We start from the raw sequence: 23,967 nt of genomic DNA, 5'->3' as shown, positions 1-23,967 counted from the left end.
TTAATTATCCTTCTTTCCATCAATTATTATCTTCTCAATCATATTAACTCCGTCATTATATTGCATAATTATGTTATTTAAGGTATCGTCACAGCTAGTATTAAAAGTGTCCCAATTTATAGATTTATAATAATCCCATATTTCATCAGCAAAATTTAAGGAATTTGGATCAAGCATTATACCAATACCATTCCTACTCACCTGTTCTCCCATAAAAGAACCCTTATTGGTAATTTGTGGCAAATAAAAAGTCGTTCCGTCGTAATATTTATTTCCCATAGCATTAATTGTTTTAATATCATTTTCATATATATTATGAATTAAGTCCGTATTTTTAATAAAACTAAACCTATCATCTGGTTTGTATTCGCCATGAAAATATACATTTTCAACTTTATTTTTCCCACAAAAATCCTTTAAGATTTCCCCAGTTTTTTGTTCCCGCCCATGATAGTGAAGTTCAAATCTTTTATCATTTGCCAATCTTCTAATTATCTCTATATTGATTGTTTCATGTCTAATAAATCCCCAAAACCTAATTATAATTGGTTTAGAATCTCTACTTTTCAATCTTCTAATTTCTTTATTTTCAATCGACTTCATTATTATATTATGTGATGTATAAAGACGATTGCCTTGAGGTAGATTTTTTCTATAAGCATCAGAGCTAACAAAAGTAGCTACTGAGCCATTAACCAATTTATGTATTATTTTTCTATAGATTTTTATATTTTCATAAGTGAAGTCCCGGTAGTCTAGTATATACTTTTCCTTGTACTTTTTTGACAACACATCAAATAGCAATACGCCAGGAGTCGAATGTAAAACAACGATTAAATCGAAATCGTTGTTCCTTAATATTTGTAATGCATACTTACGATAACCTAAAAAACTACCGATTTTATTCCTTAAAGGAACCGTGTCCTCCTGATATCGTTCAAAAACATGTGTTACTATACCATCAGGGCTTTCTGAATCTGGATTGCTGTCTCTTTTCCAATAAAGAAGATGTATTTCACAATTATTATTCTTTAGTTGCTCTAGATAAAAATGCATATAAGGCATGTATGATATTTTAGTGAAGCCCAGAACTAGAACTTTCATTTTTTTTTCCTTTCAATTTTCACCATTTTTTCGAACAGATTAATAAATTTTTTTGTATTAACACTTCTTGAATAATATTGTTTTCCAAATTCATGTCCATTTTTAGCCAACTGTTCGCGCATTTCATTATCATTATATAAATCAAGAATAGCATCCGCTACACCTTTGGGATTTTCATTCGAAGCAGAAAGCCCCATGTCATTTTCAAAAAACATCTTATAATAATCAGAATCTTTATCCACTGAATTGACAATAGTGCGATTACAAGCCATTAATAAACCAGCCTTACTTGGTACGGAATTTCCAATAATACCCTTTTTTAAAGGTATCATACAAATTGAACATGTACTATACACATCCGAAACCATCTCTTGTGGCTCAAGGGGGTAAAATAATATATTATTTATACCGCGATTCTCTTTTTCTTTCATAAAAGCATCTTTTTGACTTCCCTGACCTATCATTTGAAATTCAATATCTTTATATTCTTTCAATAGTTCAGCAACTTCCAAAACCATTTTGTAGTCAAAAACATATCCCATAGTACCTGCATACTGTACATAGAACTTATCCCTTGAAAGATTATATTTTTTAACAAATCGATTCTCTTCCCAAGACACTTCATGGACAGACCTATCATCAAACCAATTAACTATAGGATATATCTTTTCCTTTGGTACCCCTTGTTCCATTACCTTGGTCTTCATGTCTTCTGAAATTACAGTCAACACATCGCTATTTTTATACGCAATTTTTTGTAATTTGTAAAATATACTTGCTATAAAACTATTTGAAAGAACTTCACTATTCACAGCACTACCAGGCCATAAATCTTGAACACTATATAAAATTGGTTTTTTCATAAATAATCTTAGTAATAAAATAGTAAATATTACTGTAGGACATGATCCAACAAACACAGCATCAATATCTTTCATTTTTCTCCATTTAAAAAAACACCTAAATGCAAACTGGGCTTCTTCAAGATATCTTTGAACAAATGAATTTTTACTAATTACTTTTCTTTCAACTGATTTTACATATAAATTTTTTTTATCTCTTAATGTATTAGGTATTTCATCAGTACCTTTATTTCTTCTACTCTGAATAAGATTAATTTTGAATTCATTTTCCAACATATCCTCGATTAAAGAGCTTATCAAGTGATTAGAAGGTCCTGGTGTATCGAATCCTTCAGTCCATATAAATAAAATATTCTTCACGACTTTCTCCTTCACATCATTAGACATAGGAAATAATGTATATATGCATAATACAATTTATTTAATAAGAATTTTCATATTAGATATAATTGCTGCTAAAGTATATGCATCTTTATCTAGCATAAACATTATCTTTTTTTATTACTATCTTCACTGTTTGCAATATAATTTTCACATCAAGAATTAAAGAAATATGGTCAACATAATATAAATCATTCTTAATTCTTTCACGCCAAGCAACAGAGTTCCGAACATAAGCTTGTGAAAATCCAGTAATACCTGGTAACACATCCAATCTTCTTATTTCATTCTTATCATACACATCAATACTCTCAATTAAGTCTGGTCTTGGTCCCACAAAACTCATTTCGCCCCTTAATATATTAAAAATCTGAGGTAGTTCATCAATACTTGTTTTTCTAATGAATCTTCCCAGTTTTGTTACTCTAGAATCATTCTCAGAATTATACGTAGAGCCATCTTCATTCCTAATATCAGGTGCATTGACTTTCATGGACCTTAGCTTATACATTTTAAATACCTTACCTTTTTTTCCTAGCCTCGATGCATTATAAAACATCGGACCTCTATCGTCTAAAAATATTAGAGGGGCAATTATAATTAGTACAATTAAAACAAATGGTAAAAGAATTAATGCACAGATAATATCCAATAATCTTTTTAAAAAAAATTTATACATTTTCTCTCCACCTAAATTAATTTTATAGTAACTTTTGAAATACATATTGGCTATCAAATACGCTAAACCCTAATTTTATCCAAGCCTTCTGTACAGCTATATTATTAATCTGTGTGCCTACTAAAAGTCCATCCACTTTATTCGCATATTCATTTTTCATCCAATGGACTCCTTCATAAATCATACTTGTATATACTCCTAAGCCTCTTGACTCGCTAGATACTGCCGATAGAACAAGATGACCATATTTTTCATTGTCATACACTTTGCCTGTTGTATAACCTACTGGTACTTCGTTAAAGTATGCAACAATTACTTTATCAGCAAAACCATTAAAAGAATTTTCTATCCATTTTTCATAATAAGTGTCACATAAATAATTATCTAAAGAGTCATCGGAATGAAACCTATCTATCTGGAAAGATGTTCTCGATATTTCTTTTAGTGTCTCTATGTCTTCTTCCTTACAATCTCCTAGAATACATTTGTGATTCATCTCTGGTAAGATACTCTTTTTAAAATCAAAAAGATAAGTGATTAATGTATCCGCAAGTGAAAACTGTTTTTTTTCAACGCATTTTACAAGTTGTTTATTATTTGTATCAATTTTAAAAGTTAAATGTTTAAATTTAGCTTCTTTAGCTTTTTCTATTAAACTCTCAAATGTTCTGCTTAAGTCTATATCTGAAATTGTTACATCAAAATTTTCTATATTAATGTTTCCCATTTTAATTCCAAAGTGATCTGAATTAAATACATCCTTATTTAAAGAAATATTGCAATCATTTATTTCAATTTTTATGTTATCAATATTGTTCACGAGTACTCCTCCAAAATGGCCAATTTTTTAAAGTTATTTATTAATAATTTAAAGTCTCATACCACCATTTACATCAATTGTAGTTCCTGTAATGTAACTTGACATATCACTAGCCAAGAACAACGCTACATTAGCAATTTCAATTGGTTGTGCCAATCTTCCGAGCATTGTTTGAGAAGCAAACTTATCAAGTAAATTCTGTGGTACTGAATTTAGCATATCAGTCATTGTGTACCCAGGTGCAATTGCATTCACTCTTACATTTCCATTCTTCATTGTAAATTCTCTTGCCCATGTTTTTGTCATGCCAATAACTCCTGCTTTGGTAGCAGCATAATTAGCTTGGCCAATATTTCCATATTCACCAACGATACTTGAGATATTGATTATACTACCTCCGCCGTTTAGTTGCATATGTGGACCTATCAACCTAGTAAAATTCCAAACTCCTTTTAAGTTCACAGAAATAACTCTGTCAAATTGTTCTTCTGTCATTTTTCTTGTAAGTGCATCTTCCGTGATTCCTGCACAGTTTACTAAAATATCTATCTTCTTATATTTTTCAATAATGAAGTTATACAGTTCCACACAATTTTCTGTATTACTGATATCAACTTTCAATAAATCTATGTTTGTATTTTTTGTATCTTGAAGACCAACCTCTGATGTGAAATAAAATCCAATAACTTGAGCACCCTTTTCCGAGTAAAGTCGAGCTATTTCTCTCCCAATACCCTTTGATGCACCAGTTACTACCGCTACTTTTCCTGTTAAATCCAAAATCATTACCTCCGTCATATCATATATACTTTTTTAGTATTTCACTTTTATTAATCAATAGTATCTTCCTTTTAATTAATTTAACTTGTCATTTTCAATATAAAACTTAACTGTTCAATTACATAATCTACATCTTGATCTTGTAACAAAGTATGAAGTGGTAATGTAATCTCATTCTCGTACATAGCAAACGCATTACCATAATCCTTAATATCAAATCCTAAATTTTTATAAGCTGTAAACATAGGCAAAGGTTTGTAGTGCACATTACACGCGATACCTAACTTAGCCATCTTAACAATTATTTCATTTCTCTGATTTTCATTAATTCCAGGTATTCTTGTTATATAAAGATGCCCTGATGAACAAAAATCTTCACCATAATGTTGCAAGTTTTGAATACCTAATGGTAATAGAGCTTTGTCATACATCTCTATTATCTCTTTACGTCTTTTCAATAGATCTTCATATCTATTTAATTGTACTAACCCAAACCCAGCCATAATATCAGTCATATTACACTTGTAAGCCGGATAGACAATGTCGTATTCCCATGCACCTTTTTGAGTTTTCGCCAATGCATCTTTAGATTGGCCATGAAGACTGTATAACATATATTGTTTATATAGCCATTCATCATCTAATCCAATATCATTTCTCCAAACAACAGCACCACCTTCAGCAGTTGTCAAATTCTTCACTGCATGGAAAGAATAACATGTAAAATCTGCAACTTGTCCACATTTCTTGCCATTTCTCTCAGCACCAAATGCATGAGCAGCATCAGTCATAACAATTACTCTATCAAATAAAGATTGAAGTTCATTATTAGACTTAAAAAGTTCTTTTTTACTTTCTACTATTTCAAAAATGCTATCGTAATCACACATCTTCCCTGCCAAATCAACGGGAATAATTACCTTCGTCTTCTCTGTAATTGCATCACCAAGTTTTGAATAATCCATTTCAAAGGAATCTGGAGCAGTATCAACGAGTACTATCTTCGCCCCCACATGATCTATAACAGAAGCAGAAGCCGTATATGTATATGCTGAAGTGATAACTTCGTCTCCAGGCCCTACACCTAAAATTCGAAGAGTAAGTTCCATGGCAGCTGTTGCAGAATTTAAGCAAGCAGCTTTATTTGTACCAACAAATTCAGCTATTCTTTTTTCAAATTCTTTTGTTCTCGGTCCAGTAGTAATCCAACCAGATTTCATTGCTTTTACTACTTCTTCAATTTCTGCATCTGTTATATCAGGAGGAGAAAAAGATATATTTCTTAATTCGTTTTCAGTCAATTTATTTTCCTCACTTTTTTTTATTTAAGTCTTTATAAAAGATTTTATTAGTCGCTTAGTACTTAATTGGATTCCCAAGTCACTCTATTCAACCAACTACTAACCTACTAACCTACTAACCTACTAACCTACTAAACTCATTATTCCGAATATTAAACACTTTACAAATTCTACACAAACATATTGAACTTCTAAAAAAAATTGAAATACTAATAATTCTTGAAACATTTATAATAGAAAAAACTATGCCCTAAAGGGGCACACTTCTCTATTTAACTCTCTCATTTTCAAGAACCTTCTCCAAATACCCAAGCAAATCCCCACGTAATTCATCTCTCTGCAAAGCAAATTCAATACTAGTCTGTATAAACCCTAACTTCTCCCCAACATCATAACGAGTACCTTCAAAGTCATAAGCATAAACTTCCTGTAACTCATTCAACTTCTGTATTGCATCCGTCAACTGTATTTCTCCACCAGCACCAGTTTCCTGCGTTTCCAAAAACTCGAAAATCTCCGGTGTTAAAATATAACGTCCCATAATTGCTAAATTAGAAGGTGCAGTACCTTGTGCAGGTTTTTCCACAAAGTTATTAACTTGATAACGTCTACCTTCTGCTGAGCTTGGGTCAATTATCCCGTATCGATGTGTCACTTCATCCGCAACTTGTTGGACACCAATGACAGATGATCCGGTTTCATCAAACTGTTCCATCAATTGTTGTAGACAAGGTTTTTCAGATTGTACGATGTCATCCCCTAGTAATACAGCAAATGGTTCATCCCCTATAAAATTACGTGCACACCATACTGCATGACCTAATCCTTTAGGCTCTTTTTGTCTAATATAGTGGATTTCTACTTTAGCTGATTGGTTGATCTTATCTAGTAATTCAAACTTTCCTTTCGCTCTAAGATGCTCTTCCAGTTCAAAATTTTGATCAAAGTGATCTTCTATTGCACGTTTCCCTTTACCCGTTACAATAATAATATCTTCAATACCAGATGCGATTGCTTCCTCTACAATGTATTCAATCGTAGGTCTGTCCACAATCGGTAGCATTTCTTTTGGCATTGCTTTCGTAGCAGGTAAAAAGCGTGTCCCTAATCCCGCAGCTGGAATTATTGCTTTTTTAATTTTTTTCATTCGTCATGCCCCCGATAACCTCATTTATTTTCTCACTTCACTATTCTTCCCAAGTAACTCAGACATTTTAAATTTATAAGCCTCAACACCAGGCTGATCAAAAGGATTAACCCCCTGTAAATAAGCACTCATGGCACATGCTTTCATAAAGAAGTACATTAAATAACCAATATGGTATTCATCTAAAGTTCCCACTTCAATACTCATAACAGGAACACCGCCTTCTACATGGGCCATTGCTGTCCCTTGGGTTGCTATATCATTAATCATATTGAGCGACTTGTCACTTAAATAATTCAGTTGGTCTTTGTTTTGAGCATCATACGGCACTTCACAGTCTTCTTCTACTTCATGGAAATGTAATAATGTCTCAAATAAGAATCGTTTGCCATCTTGTATATATTGTCCGATGGAATGTAGATCTGTTGAGAAGGAAGCAGCTATAGGTAAAATACCATCAAGCCCTTTCCCTTCACTTTCTCCAAACAATTGTTGCCACCAATCATGCAGGTTTTTTAGTGCAGGTTCAAATGACGCTAGTACTTCCACTCCAAACCCTTTTGTTAGCAGTAACTGGCGAATTGCAGCGTATTGATATGCTTGGTTCGTTATTACATCGCCTTCGCTCAAATCAATCGCAGCATCTTTTACTCCGTGCATAATAGCATGGATATCATACCCTTGAATCGCGAGTGGTAATAATCCTACTGCAGTAAATACCGAATAACGGCCACCAATGTCTTCATCGATGATAAATGAACGGTAGCCTTTTTCGTTGGCAAGTTCACGAAGGGCTCCTTTTTCACTATCTGTTGTGACAATAATACGTTCGTTCGCTTTTTCTCCGTACTTTTCTTCCATGTATTTGCGTAAAATACGGAAAGCAATAGCTGGTTCAGTAGTTGTCCCAGACTTGGAAATAACATTTATATACACATCTTTATATTTTAGATATTTTAATAGTTGATTCATGTAGCGACCACTTAAATTTTGCCCCGCATAAATGACTTCTGGTAAAGATTCATCTACTCGGAAGTAAGGACTTAGCGCATCTTGAATTGCCTTCGCACCTAAATACGATCCACCTATGCCAATAACGACAAATACTTTCGCATTGTTTCTTACTTCCAACGCGATTTCTAACATCTTTTCTAGTTCAGCACTATGATCTTCTAGAGGATAATCTAACCATCCTAGAAATTCGTTCCCAGTGGAGATTTTGTTATGCATTTCTTCATGAATACTTTTAACAGACTCATTTAATAGAAGCAACTCGTCCTGCCCGATATAAGCATCTAAATAGTTAGTTTGTAATTTTAACGTACTCATCTCATTCTCCTAACCTAGTTAAAGTCATCATCACACACTACTAACCTTCTGCCCAACTTCAACATTCCGCTGATTAGCTACCCCTACCAACGTCTCTTTCAACTCAACGCTAGACAACCCAGGAATCTTTTCAAGCAAATAGAGTAACTCAGCATTCGTAATCGGCGTAGCTTTCCCAACATAAATCTTCGGAAATACAACCTCGCTCTGCTTCTCACTATCATTCATCAACTCTTCATACAACTTCTCACCAGGTCTAATACCCGTCTCTTTAATCTCTATCTCTCCCACTGCATAACCAGAAAGTTTAATGAGATTACTAGCCAGGTCGACAATCTTCACTGGCTCCCCCATATCTAATACAAACACTTCGCCACCACTCGCCAAAGTTCCTGCTTGGATGACAAGTCTGGAAGCTTCCGGTATGGTCATGAAGTAACGAGTCATACGCATGTCCGTGATCGTTACTGGTCCACCTGCAGCGATTTGTCGCTTAAACAGTGGAATGACTGACCCACGAGAACCTAGTACATTCCCAAAACGTACTGCAGCGAATTTCGTTTTACTATTTTTCGCTAAGTTTTGTACAATCATTTCAGCAAAACGCTTCGTCGCACCCATGACATTCGGTGGGTTTACTGCTTTATCTGTTGATACTAATACGAAATGCGGTACACCAAATGTATCTGCTGCTTCTGCCACGTTTTTTGTACCGAATATATTATTCTTTACAGCTTCCATCGGATTCGCTTCCATTAAAGGAACATGCTTATGTGCTGCTGCATGGTAAATCACATCTGGTCTATATTCTTCTACAATGTCGAAGATTCTAGTTCGGTCTTGTACATCTGCAATAATTGGAATAATTTTTGTATCCTTTGAAACTTTTTGTTTTAGTTCTCCGTCTATATGGTAGATCGAGTTTTCACCATGACCTAATAGAATGAGCTGACTCGGGTTAAAACAAGCAACTTGTCTACAAATCTCTGAACCTATCGAGCCACCAGCTCCAGTTACGAGAATCTTTTTGTTCGTCAGTTTGGACGATATTGCCCCTAAATCTAATTCTACTTCATCTCTTCCAAGCAAGTCCTCGATCTTCACATCTCGTATTTCATTCACCGAAACTTTTCCAGTTAACAAATCTTCAATAAGCGGCATCGTTTGCGTACGAATACCCGTGTCTAAACATCGTTGCATGAGTACTTTACTTGTTGACTTGTCCAGTGACGGCATGGCAATGATAATATGCTCGATGTCTAGGTCTTTCACGACATCTTGTATAATATCTGTTGTGCCCACTACGCGGATATTAAAAATTTCTAATCCTCTTTTTTTCAAATCGTCATCTAGAAATGCTACTGGCATTAATGGCGTATCCGAATTTTTCATCAACTGCCGAGCGATCATCGTACCCGCTGATCCAGCACCAATGACAAGTGTACGTTTCTTCGGACTAGTAGATTTCCGACCAGACAAGAACATGTCCCGGAATACTCGCCATGACAGGCGTGATCCACCGATGAGCAGTATATGCAGCATCCACGTAATGGATAGTGCTCTAAACAATATATCCCCACGTACGAGGACTTGTACAACTGCTACAACAACGATCGAAAACGTTACCGCTTTAAAGATCGAAGCAAGCTCACGTATAGATGCATACTCCCACACTTTGCGGTAAAGCCCGAAATACATTGCAAAAGTATGATGCGCGATGAAAATAGAAAGGGAACTTATTAATAAAAAAGGATTTGTAAAAGGATTTACAACAGGATGCAACAAGAAATATCCAATATAGATCGAGAACAAAACAATACATGAGTCGACAATAACTAACATGGACGTCCTTTTTCTTAGTGACATGCACTTCTCTCCAGTTCCGTCTATGAGACTATTATTTAATAACTTTATTATGATTATATCACTTTGGGAAAAGCTTAGGCTTTTTTATTAGTTGAAATAGGACTTTTGACAAATAAATAGATCGAAAGACTCATATATTGTTTGTCGAAATTTGTATTTTCATATTTTTTTGAAATTTTGGTTATTTTAAACATCAAAAAATTGATAATTACACCACGTATTACGAGAAAAAATTATACCATTTTCGCGTTTGTAGGTCTTCTGGCTCTAAAATGATAACATCTCCGTCTTCCGCAATTCTCGCATTGTTCTCCAAGAATAGATCGACCGCATCTAGGCGTTTATGCTTCTCTAAATAACGTAAACCTACATCAAATTTAAACGGTCTTGTACTAAGATTATGCACATCCGAACCATAACAGTGAACTAAATTCGCATCTACTAATTCAAGGCATAGCTTTTGTATCGTTCTACCAAAATGCCCCGCTAAACTTCCTGCCGTAACTTGTGCAATCGCTCCTTGACTAATCAATTTTGCTAATCGACTTGGTTTATCTGCAATCGCTCTGTTTCTCTCTGGATGCGCAATAACCGGTTGGATCCCTTCGGATAGCAATGCATGGATCATATTTACTGTATAGTGAGGCACTTCCCCAGAAGGTAGCTCGAGTAGTAAGTATTTGGAGTTTGCTAATGTATATATCTTCTTTTCTTTTAATAGTTGTACGAGATCGTCTCTTAAACGCACTTCATGCCCTACGTGGATTTTAAGGGGGATTTGTCGAAGCATCATTTCTTCTTGTAATGTCTTTACTTGTTTTTCGACCGTTTGTGCTGCTACATTGTATTGCGGCGATAGTGCATGGGATGTCGAAATGATTTCTGATATTCCCTCTTGTACCGCTTGTTCTAGCATTTCAATTGCTTCTTCCTTACTCTTCGGCCCATCATCTACGTTGTGTAGTATGTGTGAATGTATATCTATCATTGGTCTAATTCTCCTGGAATTCTAAGTATTGGTCATGAAAAAAGAGTAAAAGGCACTGTTATGCCTTTACTCCCCTGTACCATAATATTGGTAATAGTGATGATCTTTTTCAAGCTTAAAGTTATTGAGTACTGTTCCGATAATTTTCGCTTTCGACGCAAGCAACAACTCTTTCGCTTTTAGTGCACTGACTTTATCTGTGTCTCCAGCACTAATAACTAGTACCGTTCCATCACTTTTATTGGCCAGTATTTGCGAATCTGTCACGGATAGCACAGGAGGTGCATCAAATATAATTAGGTCATACGTTTCTTTTAATGTCGTAATCATGTCATCCATCGAACTGGCAGTTAGTAACTCTGCTGGATTCGGAGGGATCGGACCACTTGTAATGATTTGTAGGTTTTCTAGGTCTGTTTCGTTTAACGCGTCCATTACTGATACTTTTTTCGTTAATACGTTAGATAACCCTATTGTGTTGGTTAGATGGAACGTATAGTGTACAGTTGGCTTACGCATATCGCCGTCTATTAATATTACCCGTTTTCCTTCTTGTGCAAACAGATAAGCTAGATTTGCAGAAGTAGTAGACTTCCCTTCCCCTGGAAGAGAAGAAGTAACTAATAGTGTCTTAAGTTCTCCGTCTGGCATAGAGAAGTTAATATTTGTGCGTGCTCCTCGAAACTGTTCGGATACAAATGATTTGGGAGACGTTTTTACGATTAGTTTACGCGCTATTTCTTTTAAGTTTTTAGTCTTTTTGGCCATAGTCTACACTCGCTTTCGTCTTGACTGAATCATATTTGCTGTACTTACCTTCGTACCTTCTGGTATTGGGCTGATCAGTCCAATGATTGGTAATTGAAGAATGTCTTCTATGTCTTGTTCGTTTTTAATCGTTGTATCTAAGTACTCTAGTAAGAATGCAATCCCGACCCCTAGCATAAGACCAATGACTGCTCCGATTGCCATGTTCAGCATTGGATCTGGTTTTACTGGTGCTGGGTTCTCTGTTAGTACTGCTGGTGATAGAACATTTACGTTGTCGACACTCATAAGTTTTTTGATTTCTTGTTGGAATACTTCTGCTGTTGTATTGGCAATATCTACTGCTCTAAAAGCTTCTGGATCTTGTACGGTAATGCTCACCACTTGAGAGTTTTCAGCGCTTTCTACCGTAATATTACCGGTTAGTGCTGCCGGTGTCGTGTCTAGGTCTAATTTTTGGATTACTTTAGACAAGATCGCGGGACTCTTAATAATGACATTGTATGTATTGATCAGTTGTAGATTTGTTTGGATGTCTTGTGAGTTGTAGTCTTGTTGTTGTGCTGGTGCTTTTTGTTGGTTTACTAGTATTTGTGTGGAAGTTTGGTAAATTGGTGTTAAAAAGAAATAGCTAATAATTCCCGCAATGGTTACTGCAAGTATCATGGCAGCGATTATTAATAGCGCCCTCTTTTTGAGTGTTTTGAATAAATCTTGTAAGCTAATCGTTTCTTCCATCTGCGTTTGCTACCCCTTTGCGTGTTAATTGGTTTTGATAGATTGTCAGATTTTAGTATACCATATTTGTTTCTATAGCAATTACAAATTTTCACTTTTTTCAATGTATTGTTGGATGTTTGGGGAATTTGTGGAAGATTGGTGAATTTTAGCGGAAGATTGGGTGGTTTGGCTGGTGGTTTTTAGTAGATAGGGCTAGGGATGAGTGTGGGGTTGGGGAGCGCTTTCTTTTTTTAGCCACAAATTGAGGGGCATTTGAGTCTAAAAAAAGAAAGCTTGGTTGGTTTGGTTGGATTTTGTTTTGTTTCCCGCCCCGGTGTTAGCCACAAATTGGGGAGCATTTGAGTCTAACACAGGGGCGGGGCGGTGGTTCTGTTTGAGTGATTGTTTGAAAGAGAAGAAATTGTTACTTCATAGTTGCGGTAGCCCAAACGAAACTGGGTCGTGTCCCTGTGTCAGACTCAAATATTTCTTCCATTTGTGGCTGACACAGGGACACGCTGCTGAACCTCGCCAGAAAAATACACTAAGCTCCCAGGAGTTCGACACAAATGCTTCTTCAATTTGTGGCTAACTCCTGGGTGCGCTCTTAGAGCAAATCTAATTACTCCTAACATTACTACACGTTTAATTTTTCTATTCACTTTATAAATCATGATTGTTAAAATAGAGCAAAATTGATATACGACTTATCCGTAAATAAGTGCAAAACGGGACTTATTTCGTGTTTTTGTACTTATTTTTAATTATGTCGTGTGTGGATTTTGGGTATTTTTGTTGTTTGGGAGTTTTTATTTGGCGGGTTGGTTTGGGTGGGGTAGTTTTAGGAGCGCTTTCTTTTTTTAGCCACAAATTGAGGGACATTTGAGTCTAAAAAAAGAAAGCTGGTTGGTTTGTTTGGATGTTGTTTTGTTTCCCGCCCCGGTGTTAGCCACAAATTGGGGAGCATTTGAGTCTAACACAGGGGCGGGGCGGTGGTTCTGTTTGGGAGATTGTTTGAAAGAGAAGAAATTGTTACTTCATAAGTAGCGGTTACCAAAAAGAAACTGGGTCGTGTCCCTGTGTCAGACTCAAATATTTCTTCAATTTGTGGCTGACACAGGGACAGGCTGCTATTCTATCATACATATTAATATGACAACATATCAAATCTTGCCGTTTTATGGCATAATTAATTTATATTGGCTTTGTTCCGTTTATCTATTTTTTCGAAAGGAGTATATATAAATAAAAGAGTACTATTCGCATTTTTTGTTTTATGAATATGTATCACATTAATAGTATTTAGCTATATTCAATAGAAGTAACTGTGAATGGTTTTGATCAAACTATCGTACAATTCACGCTAGAACGTCCAATAAATGTGGAAGCTGGATACGATGTCGTATTATTTGAGCCATTCACGTATCGAGTATTTTATCGCAAAATAGATGGAGGAATTTAGTTGAGCAGATTAGGCAAGAAACAAAAGAAAAAGAAATGGCCTTGGATCGTTGGAATCTTGGCTGTAGTTTTAGTCATCGTTCTTATTTACGGATTTATGATCTTTAAAGGATTTACAGATACTGTGAGTGACATACACCAACCAATTGAGCGTGAAGTTTCCGATAAACGTGATGCACCAGTTACTTTTGATGACAAAGAGCCTTTCTCCGTGCTTGTTCTTGGTGTAGATGAAAGAGAAGGCGATGCGGGACGTTCTGATACAATTATCGTTTTAACCGTTAATCCTGAAACAAAATCATCTACCATGGTGAGTATTCCACGTGATACGTATACCGAAATTATCGGTAAAGGAAAGATGGACAAGATTAATCACGCCTATGCATTTGGTGGGATTGAAATGTCGATGCATACGGTTGAGAATTTACTAGATATACCGATTGACTATGTTGTACAAGTTAATATGGATAGCTTTAAGGATATTGTAGATGCTGTTGGTGGAATCACAGTGAATAATACCTTAGACTTCACCGTAGACGATTACTCGTATCCTGTTGGTGAAATAACGTTAGATGGCGAAGAAGCTCTTTCTTTCGTACGTATGCGTTATGAAGACCCAAGAGGTGACTTTGGTCGTCAGGATCGTCAAAAACAAGTTATCCAAGCGGTTCTTCGTGAGGGAGCTTCTGTTAATAGTTTAGTAAACTATAAGAGCATCTTTGGTGCAATCGGAGATAATGTTCGTACGAATATGACATTCGATGAAATGGTGGATGTACAAGCTAATTATCGCGATGCGTTTGGTAAAGTGGATCAATTATATATCCAAAATGGTGCAGGACAGAAAATTGATGGAATATATTATTATATGATGAACGATGAAGAATTAAATGAAATTAAAACAACACTAAAAACACATTTAGAATTATAAGATTCAAAAGAAGGGGCTTTATATCCCCTTCTTTTTTTTGAATTTACATTTGTAACACAACTGTATTTATATCTCCATTGCCTATTAGTCTATCGTTCTATAGAATGATAGGTATGTTCACAATATCGATAATTGGTGATTTATACAATATCCACCCATATTAAGGAGAGATAAGATGAAGAAACTCGCAATTTCCGTTCTTGCCACAGGTTCACTAGCACTTGCTATTGGGGCTGCCGAAGCTGAAGCAAGCACATACAAAGTAAAATCAGGTGATTCACTTTGGAAAATAGCTTCTCAAAACAATGTTTCTATATCTAGTTTAAAACAATGGAATAAGTTAAGTTCTGATATGATCTATGTAAATCAGACATTGGAATTAGCTGGATCGACTTCTACACCAGTTAACTCAGTTAAAACAAATAAGACAGAATCCACTACTAGTGCGACTTCCACTTACAAGGTAAAGTCTGGTGACTCATTGTCTAGAATTGCTAGTAACTATGGAACTACTGTTGCTACGTTACAACAATTAAATGGGATTTCTGGTCATTTGATCTATGTTGGGCAAACGTTGAAAGTAACTGGCACTGCCTCTACTAATACTGAAGCGACAACGAAATCTGAAACTTCTCCTACAGACAGTTATACAGTTGTAAGTGGCGATTCATTATCAAGGATTGCTAGTAAGAAAGGTACTACTGTTTCCAAGTTACAACAATTAAATGGGATTTCTGGTCATTTGATCTATGTTGGTCAAACGTTGAAAGTAACTGGAAATACAACCGCTCCGACAAAAGTAGAATCTTCCCCAACCGGAAGCTATAAAATTGTAGGTGGAGATACATTATCAGGAATTGCTTACCGTCACGGAATTACTGTGACACAATTGCAAACTTGGAACGGTTTAACTTCTAGTATAATTCGCGTAGGACAAGTATTAAAAATTGAGAATCGTGTCACTGTTCCACAACCAGGTACATCTCAGGTTTCTACTCCTGTTACAACACCAGAAGTATCTAGTTCAAACTCAACTACTATTAATAAGCTAATTTCTTTAGCAACCTCTTTTAAAGGCGTCCCTTATGTATGGGGTGGTTCATCACCAGGCGGATTTGACTGCAGCGGATACATCTATTATGTATATAACAAAGCAGCAGGCATTAACCTTCCGCGAACAAATGCAAAAGGATTGGATGCACGTTCTTATGAAGTGTCAAGTCCACAAATTGGAGATCTAGTCTTCTTTTCAAATACATATACGAGTGGAATCTCACACGTAGGTATATATATTGGAAACAACTCCTTCGTCCACGCTGGCGGAGATCGTGTTCAAGTTACTAGTTTAAACAATAGCTACTGGAGCAAGCATTTCGACAGCTATAAACGTTTTTACGCAATGGATTAAGTGTTGTATGTAAACATTACAAATTTTATATTTCCAAACAGGGTAAATACACCATAGATATACGGTGTATTTACCCTGTTTGTTTTTTTAGTTATTGCATTCATTATTCTCAAGCCCAAAGAGGAACTAGCCTATTTGGACTTGAGAATTGAAAAAAGTTGATATTCGATACTATCATCGAATATCAACTTTAGACTATTGAACTTCTACTAGTTCTGTAATATATTGTTTTTCTGTCTTACCACTGCGAACAATTTGTTCTTCTTTAATAATTCCTAGGCCTTTTCCTAATGCATAACGAGTAATAGTTACTTGGTCGGATGTTTCGGAAGTAATGGACTGCTCGATTAGTAAAACATCTTTGTATTGTTGTCCCTGCATATCAAGCGTTAGCCCTTCTTCTTTTACCTTCCAATTTGCAGAGCTATTTGCAGACTTATCAACTAACACTTCTGGAGCTGCACTTTTTGGATAGTTGCCTAATGTTATTTTATCGCTTTCATTTGGACCATTGAATAGAAGTTTCATTGTACTCTCTGTCCATTCAGAAACTTGAACTACTTCCACATCTCCAAATGTAACTTTTTCTAGCACTAAATTCCCCTCAATCGCTTCTACTTCTCGAATGATTTCAAATTCATCGCTCTTAAAGATTTTCTTCATCTGTCTTTCCGGCATGTAAAGCTCAACACCTTGAAGTTCTTCTGTTGTATCTTCGTTTGTAGACTCTGTACTTTCAGATTCTTCTTCAGCTTTTTCTGTTGCAGTGTTATCTTCTACTTTTTCAGTATTTGCATCTACTTGCTCTGTTTTATCTTCTACTTGTTCATTGTTTTCTTCTAGTTTCGGTTCAGTCGTTGTAGTTTCTATTTCTGTTTGGTCTTCCTCCGAGTTTTCATTACTCACGGAAGTCTCTTCTGCAACTGTACTCTCAGGGTTAGGCTCATCTTTGTCTTCGCTACATCCAGAAAGAATCAAAAGAATTACTACTGACCATGCAAAGGGTTTTAATATGTTCATTTTCTCTCTCCTCACTTCAGAATATCAATTTGATTTTTAACTTGGTCTGTTACTACACCACCTATGTATATAGAAGTTGTAGTAACTCTTTCTTTCAGATAAGTAGTTAAACTTGGTTTTAATGCATCTGGAAGACTATCTTTTACTAGATAGAGTGGTGCAGCATATTTTGCTGCTAATGCAGATGTAACTAAAGCATCTGGATAATTCAATCCTGTAGAAACTAAGAAAACAGGAGATTGAAGAGAATCACTAAATTGCTCTATTAAGGCAGCGTTTGTTGCATAACGATCTTTCCCTGATAGACGTTTTACAAGATCCGCTCCTGCTCGTTCTTTAATTTTATCCATCAATATATCCGAAACGGCATATGGACCTCCAACAATAAATGTTGGCGTGCTATAAACTTGTTTATTCATACTTTCTCTATACGTAGTACCATCTGTTAAAATAATATGATAGTTTTTATTTACTGCAATAGCACTTGCTGCCAATGCATCCGGATAATCTTTCCCTGATACTACAAAAATACCAGATGGTTTCGACAATCTATTATTGATAGCGTCATTCGTAGCATATCTATCAGCACCTGAGATTCTCTCTACTTTTGCAGTTGGGAATTTAATTCTTAGTTCATTTTCAACTCCTGCAGAAATTGCACCAGCTCCACCTACTAAAATAATATGATTTCCACCCAGTCGTTTGATTTCAGCTATTGTTTCTACTGGTAAACTGCCTGAAGGATTTAATAGTATAGGTGCATTTCCATATTGAGCTGCAAGTGGTCCTGCTGATAATGCATCTGCAAATTCTTCACCAGTCGCAATGACAATCGTTTTATCTGCTTTATCACTTGGGAATCCAGTTGGATAGAGCATTTTAGAAACTTCAATTGACGTACCATATCGCGTTTGCCCTTTAACTGTTACACTTGTTTTCGCTACTTTTGTTGTGTTTGTATTTGTATATATAGTTGTATGATTTGTGTTATTTGCTACTCTTGTTGATGGCCAAAGTTTTGCATAAGCTATTGCCTCTTCTTGATTGAAAAATGATTTTAATTTCCCTTTTGTTGCATGATACACATCAAATGATGGTGTGACAATTGAGGAATAAACAATACTTGAGCTTACGTTATCCTTAACTGTTACTTTCTCTTGCGTGATTGCATCATTAACTGCTTGATGCTCTCGGAAGTATTGATTCGTAACTATTGCATTAGCATTTACCAGGTCAAAACGCTTCACAAGATAATTGGACCAAACAACTTTTCCAGTTGGATGATGCACCACTCGCGTATTTTTATATGCTTTTGTAAATGCCACTGCTTCTTCATATGATATAAATTTCGTTTGCGCTAAATCAACCGATAGATGATACGCTCGGTAGTCATAACTAAAATTGTTAAATATGTATTTTCCAGATTTCTTGTAAAATACTTGTACATTTTTTAATTTCTTTGCATACGTAAGGGCATCTTGGCTGTTAGTAAAAGTCTTAAGTTGCTTTCCCTTACTGTCTTGGACAATGTACAAATTAAAATAGTTGTCTACCCCTACTGCTAGAGCATTGGCAATGCCTTGTTGAAAAGTAGCTGTTTTCACTTTCTTTTCTTCATATGGATTAGACATATATTCAACTTCAGCTAATATAGATGGCATTTGCGCATTTCTAGTTACATATAAACTGTAATGAACAATACCACGGCCTTCCGTGTTTGCACCTGAATTTATGACACTTGCATGCGTTAACTTAGCTAGTCGATGACTTTCATCGGAATAGACTATCTGCATTGGATCTGGTGGATAAGACGGATCAATTTGTTTCGCATCATAGTAGTAAGTTTCATAACCTGAATAAGATGGTGATGAAGTCGCATTATGATGAATTGATATGAAAATAGTATTATCATTTCTACCTATAGCTGCATTATTGGCAACTCTCGTTCTTTGTTTTAAATCTTCTGAACTTGAAACAGTTGAAAAGTGTTTATCTGTAGAACGAGTCATGAATACCTCATACCCTTTTGCTACTAAGGTATTGCGAAGTTTAAGTGAGACTTCAATATTGGCGCGTTTTTCATAATAACCTGTTTTAGAGCCGGAGTAACCTGCTGTTCCAGAATATTTTCCACCGTGGCCTGGATCGATAATTACGAGTGGTTTCAACTCTTCTTCTGCATTAGCCTTGTATGGCAAGAAACATAAGATAAGGCCCATGATTAATAAAGAGAGAATTCCTTTGTTCTTCAATGTAATATTTCCTCATTTCTATGTAAAAATTTAATTACAGGAGAAGGCGTACCCTCTCCTGTAATCTGTCTGTTATTTAGTGTTATTCATTGCTTGTTCAATTTTTATTCCATCGTAGTAGAATTCTAGAATAGCATCGTATTTATGTCCTGCTTTGCTTCGAGCATATGCTCCATGCTGACTCATACCGATCCCATGACCATAACCTGTTCCATTCAGTTCAAATTGACCTGTGGATATATATGTGTCAAAATCTGTACTTCTAAGAACGGAACTTCCTAATACTGAACGTAACTGTGATCCTGTTAAACTTAAAGTATATTTTTGTGATTGAAGAACGCCACCTACATAAGGGGCTAACTCATATTTAAGTTCTTTTGAAACTACATAATTCCCTCCTAAGTAGTATACAGTTTTGGGTCTTGTTATTGTTTTCAAATAGTCTTTATGTGCAACTTCTAAGGAAGAATTTAAAAGTAAAATGGAAGCATTATTTTTTGCAGATAGAACTGCTCCAGAAAGTGCGTCAACAAAATTATAAGCATTTCCAATTACTAAAGTATCAGTACCCATCGGATACTTCTTATTAATAGCAATACTTGTTTCCACACGCCCTGTACCTGCTACTCTATCTACTTTATAGCCTTTTGAAGTTAACTCTGTTGCAACTTCTTGTGGAACCGCATAAGTTCCTCCGATTAAATCAACTTGTCCCACACCATATTTATTCAAGTAATTGAAAGTCGATGTTATTACCTTCGCTCCATTTTGTATGATGATAGGATTTCCATTTCGCGCTGCATACGCAGATATAGAGAGTGCGTCAGATGATTCTGAGTTACCTGTAGCGAAAAATACTTTATTAGATTTCCCGATTTCCTCAGCAATCGCTATAGAAGTCTCGGTACGACTTATTCCTTCTAATCTTTTAACCTGGAAACCTAGCGCCTTAATTTGGTTTTCAACTTCAGTTGAAATCGCACCTGTTCCACCAAGAATATATACTTTTGCTCCTGCTGTTACTGATGTTTTCAAATAATTCGTTACTGTTTCTGGAAGTGCATTCGTTCTTGTTAATAGCATTGGTGCATCATTTTTAGAAGCAAGTACTGTACCTGCAAGTGCATCTACTGGTATATCCCCTCGACCTATAACTACAGTCTGAGGTTTAGTTTTCCAACCTTCTTTTGCTATTTCTACAGAAGTCTCAAACCGATCTTCACCGGCAAGTGTTTTTGATTGTGTTCCAAGCTCCATCGTATAGATGCTATCTCCATTTATATCTTCTTTTTCTTCTAAATAATTTACATTTAAGTTAAACTGTTTCACTTTACCTGTATTATCGTATTTTTGTGTACCCACGCTATTAATAGACTCGATTTTGATTGAGCTAATTGTTGGATCCACTTTTTTAAGATCGCTTAACATACGATTTTTCAAACTTGTAAATGCTTTTTGACTGTTTGCATTAACTAATTTAATATCTAGATTTTGTTCGTTCGTTGTACTCCACCATTTTTCAGGAGTCGTATAGTCAAGGCTAGCTAACTGTTGTTTTTTGAAGATTAATGCAGTTGGCCATTTTACAGTATCAAAAGTATCTACTTTTGAACTTTTAATATACGGCAAACTATTACTCCAATACTGTTGTGGCAGTTCTGTTTGTCCTCCGTTTGAAGAAGAATAAAGTCCTTCTACAAAACCTTTCGTACCATTAGATTTTGTATAGGTCATTATTTCACCTTTTGTTTCATCTACTGCTTGAGTTGAATACTTATAATACGAATCCCAAGAAGGTGAAATAGGATCCCAAATAAATCCCGCATAAACTTGATAAAAGGTTGTATCGTTAATAACTTTATTTGCATCTCCATTCATTAAAGCAAATACGTATGAACGAGCTGCAACAGCTTGTGTTTTTAATGCTTCCATTCCGCCACTTACTCCCCAAGAAGCATACATTTCTCCTGGTACAACACCTTTTAGATAATCTTCAAAGCCAATATGGTTTACAGGTTGTAATTGTAATAAATTACTTTCCATTTTAAGTTGAAATTCAATTGTTCCCATATGAGGTCGATTTATTGTATTTTTCGTGTTGTTCAATAGTACAAAATTTTCTTTCGTGTACGTTTCAGGAATAATTGAAACAGTGGATAATCCATCTTTGATTACCTGATTTCCATCCATAATACGAATTTTTGAATTTACGATTGAAAGTGTATATGTGCGGTCTTTCGTAAATACAATGTTCGCATCTTCTTTAAGGACTGATTGGCCTTTAGGTGTAAATTTATATGTATTTGATGGGCCGAGATTGTTTTTGAGTTCTACTTTTATAATGAAGTTCTCAGTACTTGCAGCCGAAACATTTGAGGTGCCTATTAACATAAATAGGGAAAAAGCTATTATTGCAAACATTTTTTTCATGAGTTCTTTGTTGCTCCTTTTCTGTAATATAGTATTCTTAAATTATACTTGATTTAAAAAAGTTCTTATACCCCAATTATGGAAAATGCATCTTATTACCTTTGAATCTATATAATCTATTATTAATCTAGAGGTACACGGAGATTAATACCTATTAAGAAATGGACTTTTTACTTCTATATATGTAAAATGCATTACTAGATTTATAGTCTCTAATTTTAACTTGTAGATTCTTTTTTAATTTAATTTGAAAAAAGCCTTGGAAAACAATAAAGTTTTCCAGGGCTTTTATTTATTTTACAATAACTTCTTTTATTTGATAATCTCCGTATTGATCAAGAACAACGGTGAATGTCGCTTTACGAATTACTGTCTTCGTTTGTTTATCTTGTGAATCTGTGTAAGTAAATGTTGCATCTGCATCAATTACCGCACTGTCTTCCGATACTAATACGCTATTTACTACTGTTTTCACATTACTATATGCTTGCTGCAGCTTTCTGAGCTCTTCCATCTTTTTCTGCTCATCTGTTTCTGCTTGACTACCTGGATATAAGAAACTTATATAGTACTTACTTGTTACATCATTCAAACCAAACAAGAAAAGTTCGTAATAATCGACTATAAAGCTTGCTAATAATTCTTCATCTAAATAGGCATCATCTACATGCTGTAATATTTCTTTCTCCGGATCAGGTGGAATTAACGGATTTGCTACCCAATCGTTTAATTGCTTGCTAACTGTGTAGATTGGAATCGCATAGCCAATCTGAGGGTTATCCGTCAGCACGATCGAATTGATCCCTAACACTTTCCCTGTACTAGCATTTATTAATGGACCGCCACTCGAGCCTTGTTTAATCAACGCATTCATTTCATACAAATTGGCATATGTGAAATCATCAACAATTGTCTTCCCAACACTCGTGATCACGCCTTCTGAAGACGTATTAGCAATATTCCCTGGACTACCTAAGGAGAATACTTCTGTACCTACGCCTACTTGTGACATTTCCATTGGAGGTGGCTGTTTATCGGCCAACTCTAACACCCTCACAAGCGCTATATCTTGTGTTTCTGAAATACCGATAATTTGGCCATCAAATTCTTGGCCATTGCTGTTTTTTACAGTGACATAAGATGCATCCTTTAATACATGTGCATTGGTAAGAATATCACCTGATGAATTGTACAGGAATCCCGAACCTTGTTCTACATCTGAATAGATTGTATATACAAATTGTTTCGCATTTGCAATTGTTGTGGAAAAATCTTTTTTCGGCTTTTCTTGCAGTACTACTGCTTCTTTCGGTTTCTCTGTTATCTCTACAGATGTATCCTCTGTCTCTTCAACCTTTGTAACAGGAACTTCCACCGTTTCTTGCGGCTCTTCCTTCACTTCCTGTTCAGGTTTTTGTTCTGGTTCTGGTTCTGGCACTGGTTCTGGTTCTGGTACTGGTTCTGGTACTGGTTCTGGTTCTGGAAAAGCTTTTACTATTTCATCTACATCAGTTAAACCTGATGAAGGTCTTTGAGATTCCTCTTCATTAGTATTACTAAAATAAATAGTACCCAATATCGCTAGAGTAAATATAGTTAATGCACTTATAGTGATGTATTTAATACGTTTGTTTGTAGTTTTCACGTGTTTTCCCGATTTTTTCAACATTTTAATGATCCCCCCTATTACTGGATAATTATATAGACATAAAAAGAATT

General features: G+C 35.4%; 19 protein-coding genes. 3 read left to right on the top strand and 16 right to left on the bottom strand.

The window, feature by feature from the left end; genetic code table 11:
• The 12 genes from C7437_RS09195 to C7437_RS09140 form a co-directional block, all read right to left on the bottom strand.
• Positions 1-1,104, bottom strand: a complete 1,104-nt coding sequence (locus C7437_RS09195) for a glycosyltransferase family protein (protein ID WP_111439379.1) — start codon at positions 1,102-1,104, stop codon at positions 1-3.
• Positions 1,101-2,327: a glycosyltransferase family 4 protein gene (locus C7437_RS09190; RefSeq protein ID WP_170122349.1), complete on the bottom strand. Its 1,227-nt coding sequence runs from the start codon at positions 2,325-2,327 to the stop codon at positions 1,101-1,103. Before C7437_RS09190 ends, C7437_RS09195 begins: the two co-directional genes overlap by 4 nt.
• Positions 2,328-2,439: 112 nt before the next feature.
• Positions 2,440-3,027, bottom strand: coding sequence for a sugar transferase (locus C7437_RS09185; RefSeq protein ID WP_111439377.1), 588 nt, complete (start codon positions 3,025-3,027; stop codon positions 2,440-2,442).
• A gap of 22 nt (positions 3,028-3,049) precedes the next feature.
• A complete protein-coding gene (locus tag C7437_RS09180; protein ID WP_111439376.1) occupies positions 3,050-3,847 on the bottom strand; it encodes a GNAT family N-acetyltransferase in 798 nt (265 codons plus the stop codon).
• 48 nt (positions 3,848-3,895) lie between these two features.
• Positions 3,896-4,633, bottom strand: coding sequence for an SDR family oxidoreductase (locus C7437_RS09175; protein ID WP_245909255.1), 738 nt, complete (start codon positions 4,631-4,633; stop codon positions 3,896-3,898).
• Positions 4,634-4,707: 74 nt separating this feature from the next.
• Positions 4,708-5,928, bottom strand: a complete 1,221-nt coding sequence (locus C7437_RS09170; RefSeq protein ID WP_111439374.1) for a DegT/DnrJ/EryC1/StrS family aminotransferase — start codon at positions 5,926-5,928, stop codon at positions 4,708-4,710.
• 268 nt (positions 5,929-6,196) lie between these two features.
• On the bottom strand, positions 6,197-7,075 hold the full coding sequence (gene galU / locus C7437_RS09165) for a UTP--glucose-1-phosphate uridylyltransferase GalU (RefSeq protein WP_111439373.1): 879 nt from the start codon (positions 7,073-7,075) through the stop codon (positions 6,197-6,199).
• 24 nt (positions 7,076-7,099) lie between these two features.
• Positions 7,100-8,404 (bottom strand): glucose-6-phosphate isomerase, encoded by a 1,305-nt coding sequence (locus C7437_RS09160; RefSeq protein ID WP_111439372.1) that lies wholly within the window; start codon positions 8,402-8,404, stop codon positions 7,100-7,102.
• Positions 8,405-8,434: 30 nt separating this feature from the next.
• A complete protein-coding gene (locus tag C7437_RS09155) occupies positions 8,435-10,270 on the bottom strand; it encodes a polysaccharide biosynthesis protein (RefSeq protein WP_111439371.1) in 1,836 nt (611 codons plus the stop codon).
• Between the two features lie 220 nt (positions 10,271-10,490).
• On the bottom strand, positions 10,491-11,258 hold the full coding sequence (locus C7437_RS09150) for a tyrosine-protein phosphatase (protein WP_111439370.1): 768 nt from the start codon (positions 11,256-11,258) through the stop codon (positions 10,491-10,493).
• 66 nt (positions 11,259-11,324) lie between these two features.
• Complete coding sequence (locus C7437_RS09145; protein ID WP_111439369.1) at positions 11,325-12,026, bottom strand: CpsD/CapB family tyrosine-protein kinase; 702 nt, start codon at positions 12,024-12,026, stop codon at positions 11,325-11,327.
• A 3-nt stretch (positions 12,027-12,029) separates the two neighbouring features.
• Complete coding sequence (locus C7437_RS09140; RefSeq protein WP_111439368.1) at positions 12,030-12,764, bottom strand: YveK family protein; 735 nt, start codon at positions 12,762-12,764, stop codon at positions 12,030-12,032.
• Between the two features lie 1,309 nt (positions 12,765-14,073).
• On the opposite strand from C7437_RS09140, the gene C7437_RS17315 reads away from it, so the two are divergent.
• From C7437_RS17315 to C7437_RS09130, 3 genes are all read left to right on the top strand, one after another.
• On the top strand, positions 14,074-14,208 hold the full coding sequence (locus C7437_RS17315; protein WP_281269941.1) for a hypothetical protein: 135 nt from the start codon (positions 14,074-14,076) through the stop codon (positions 14,206-14,208).
• Positions 14,209-15,138 carry a polyisoprenyl-teichoic acid--peptidoglycan teichoic acid transferase TagU gene (gene tagU / locus C7437_RS09135; protein WP_111439367.1) on the top strand — a complete coding sequence of 310 codons (930 nt, stop codon included), beginning with the start codon at positions 14,209-14,211 and terminating at the stop codon, positions 15,136-15,138.
• 175 nt (positions 15,139-15,313) lie between these two features.
• On the top strand, positions 15,314-16,546 hold the full coding sequence (locus C7437_RS09130; protein WP_111439366.1) for a C40 family peptidase: 1,233 nt from the start codon (positions 15,314-15,316) through the stop codon (positions 16,544-16,546).
• A 195-nt stretch (positions 16,547-16,741) separates the two neighbouring features.
• On the opposite strand, the gene C7437_RS09125 is transcribed toward C7437_RS09130, so the two are convergent.
• The 4 genes from C7437_RS09125 to C7437_RS09110 form a co-directional block, all read right to left on the bottom strand.
• Positions 16,742-17,566: a hypothetical protein gene (locus C7437_RS09125; RefSeq protein ID WP_111439365.1), complete on the bottom strand. Its 825-nt coding sequence runs from the start codon at positions 17,564-17,566 to the stop codon at positions 16,742-16,744.
• 11 nt (positions 17,567-17,577) lie between these two features.
• Positions 17,578-19,818 (bottom strand): cell wall-binding repeat-containing protein, encoded by a 2,241-nt coding sequence (locus tag C7437_RS09120; protein ID WP_245909254.1) that lies wholly within the window; start codon positions 19,816-19,818, stop codon positions 17,578-17,580.
• 72 nt (positions 19,819-19,890) lie between these two features.
• A complete protein-coding gene (locus tag C7437_RS09115; protein WP_111439364.1) occupies positions 19,891-22,248 on the bottom strand; it encodes a SpoIID/LytB domain-containing protein in 2,358 nt (785 codons plus the stop codon).
• A 292-nt stretch (positions 22,249-22,540) separates the two neighbouring features.
• Positions 22,541-23,917 carry a S1C family serine protease gene (locus C7437_RS09110; protein WP_111439363.1) on the bottom strand — a complete coding sequence of 459 codons (1,377 nt, stop codon included), beginning with the start codon at positions 23,915-23,917 and terminating at the stop codon, positions 22,541-22,543.
• Between the last annotated feature and the right edge of the window lie 50 nt (positions 23,918-23,967).

The organism is Psychrobacillus insolitus (genome assembly GCF_003254155.1).
Lineage (GTDB): Bacteria > Bacillota > Bacilli > Bacillales_A > Planococcaceae > Psychrobacillus > Psychrobacillus insolitus.
The sequence above is the reverse complement of the archived record's forward strand: the minus strand, read 5'-3'. Positions and strand labels throughout refer to the sequence as shown.

Coding starts and splice junctions, on each gene's coding strand:
- C7437_RS09195 (WP_111439379.1), bottom strand. CDS start 1,104: ATGAAAGTTCTAGTTCTGGGCTTCACTAAAATATCATACATGCCTTAT.
- C7437_RS09185 (WP_111439377.1), bottom strand. CDS start 3,027: ATGTATAAATTTTTTTTAAAAAGATTATTGGATATTATCTGTGCATTA.
- C7437_RS09175 (WP_245909255.1), bottom strand. CDS start 4,633: ATGATTTTGGATTTAACAGGAAAAGTAGCGGTAGTAACTGGTGCATCA.
- galU (WP_111439373.1), bottom strand. CDS start 7,075: ATGAAAAAAATTAAAAAAGCAATAATTCCAGCTGCGGGATTAGGGACA.
- C7437_RS09160 (WP_111439372.1), bottom strand. CDS start 8,404: ATGAGTACGTTAAAATTACAAACTAACTATTTAGATGCTTATATCGGG.
- C7437_RS09155 (WP_111439371.1), bottom strand. CDS start 10,270: ATGTCACTAAGAAAAAGGACGTCCATGTTAGTTATTGTCGACTCATGT.
- C7437_RS09150 (WP_111439370.1), bottom strand. CDS start 11,258: ATGATAGATATACATTCACACATACTACACAACGTAGATGATGGGCCG.
- C7437_RS09145 (WP_111439369.1), bottom strand. CDS start 12,026: ATGGCCAAAAAGACTAAAAACTTAAAAGAAATAGCGCGTAAACTAATC.
- C7437_RS09140 (WP_111439368.1), bottom strand. CDS start 12,764: ATGGAAGAAACGATTAGCTTACAAGATTTATTCAAAACACTCAAAAAG.
- C7437_RS09130 (WP_111439366.1), top strand. CDS start 15,314: ATGAAGAAACTCGCAATTTCCGTTCTTGCCACAGGTTCACTAGCACTT.
- C7437_RS09125 (WP_111439365.1), bottom strand. CDS start 17,566: ATGAACATATTAAAACCCTTTGCATGGTCAGTAGTAATTCTTTTGATT.
- C7437_RS09115 (WP_111439364.1), bottom strand. CDS start 22,248: ATGAAAAAAATGTTTGCAATAATAGCTTTTTCCCTATTTATGTTAATA.
- C7437_RS09110 (WP_111439363.1), bottom strand. CDS start 23,917: ATGTTGAAAAAATCGGGAAAACACGTGAAAACTACAAACAAACGTATT.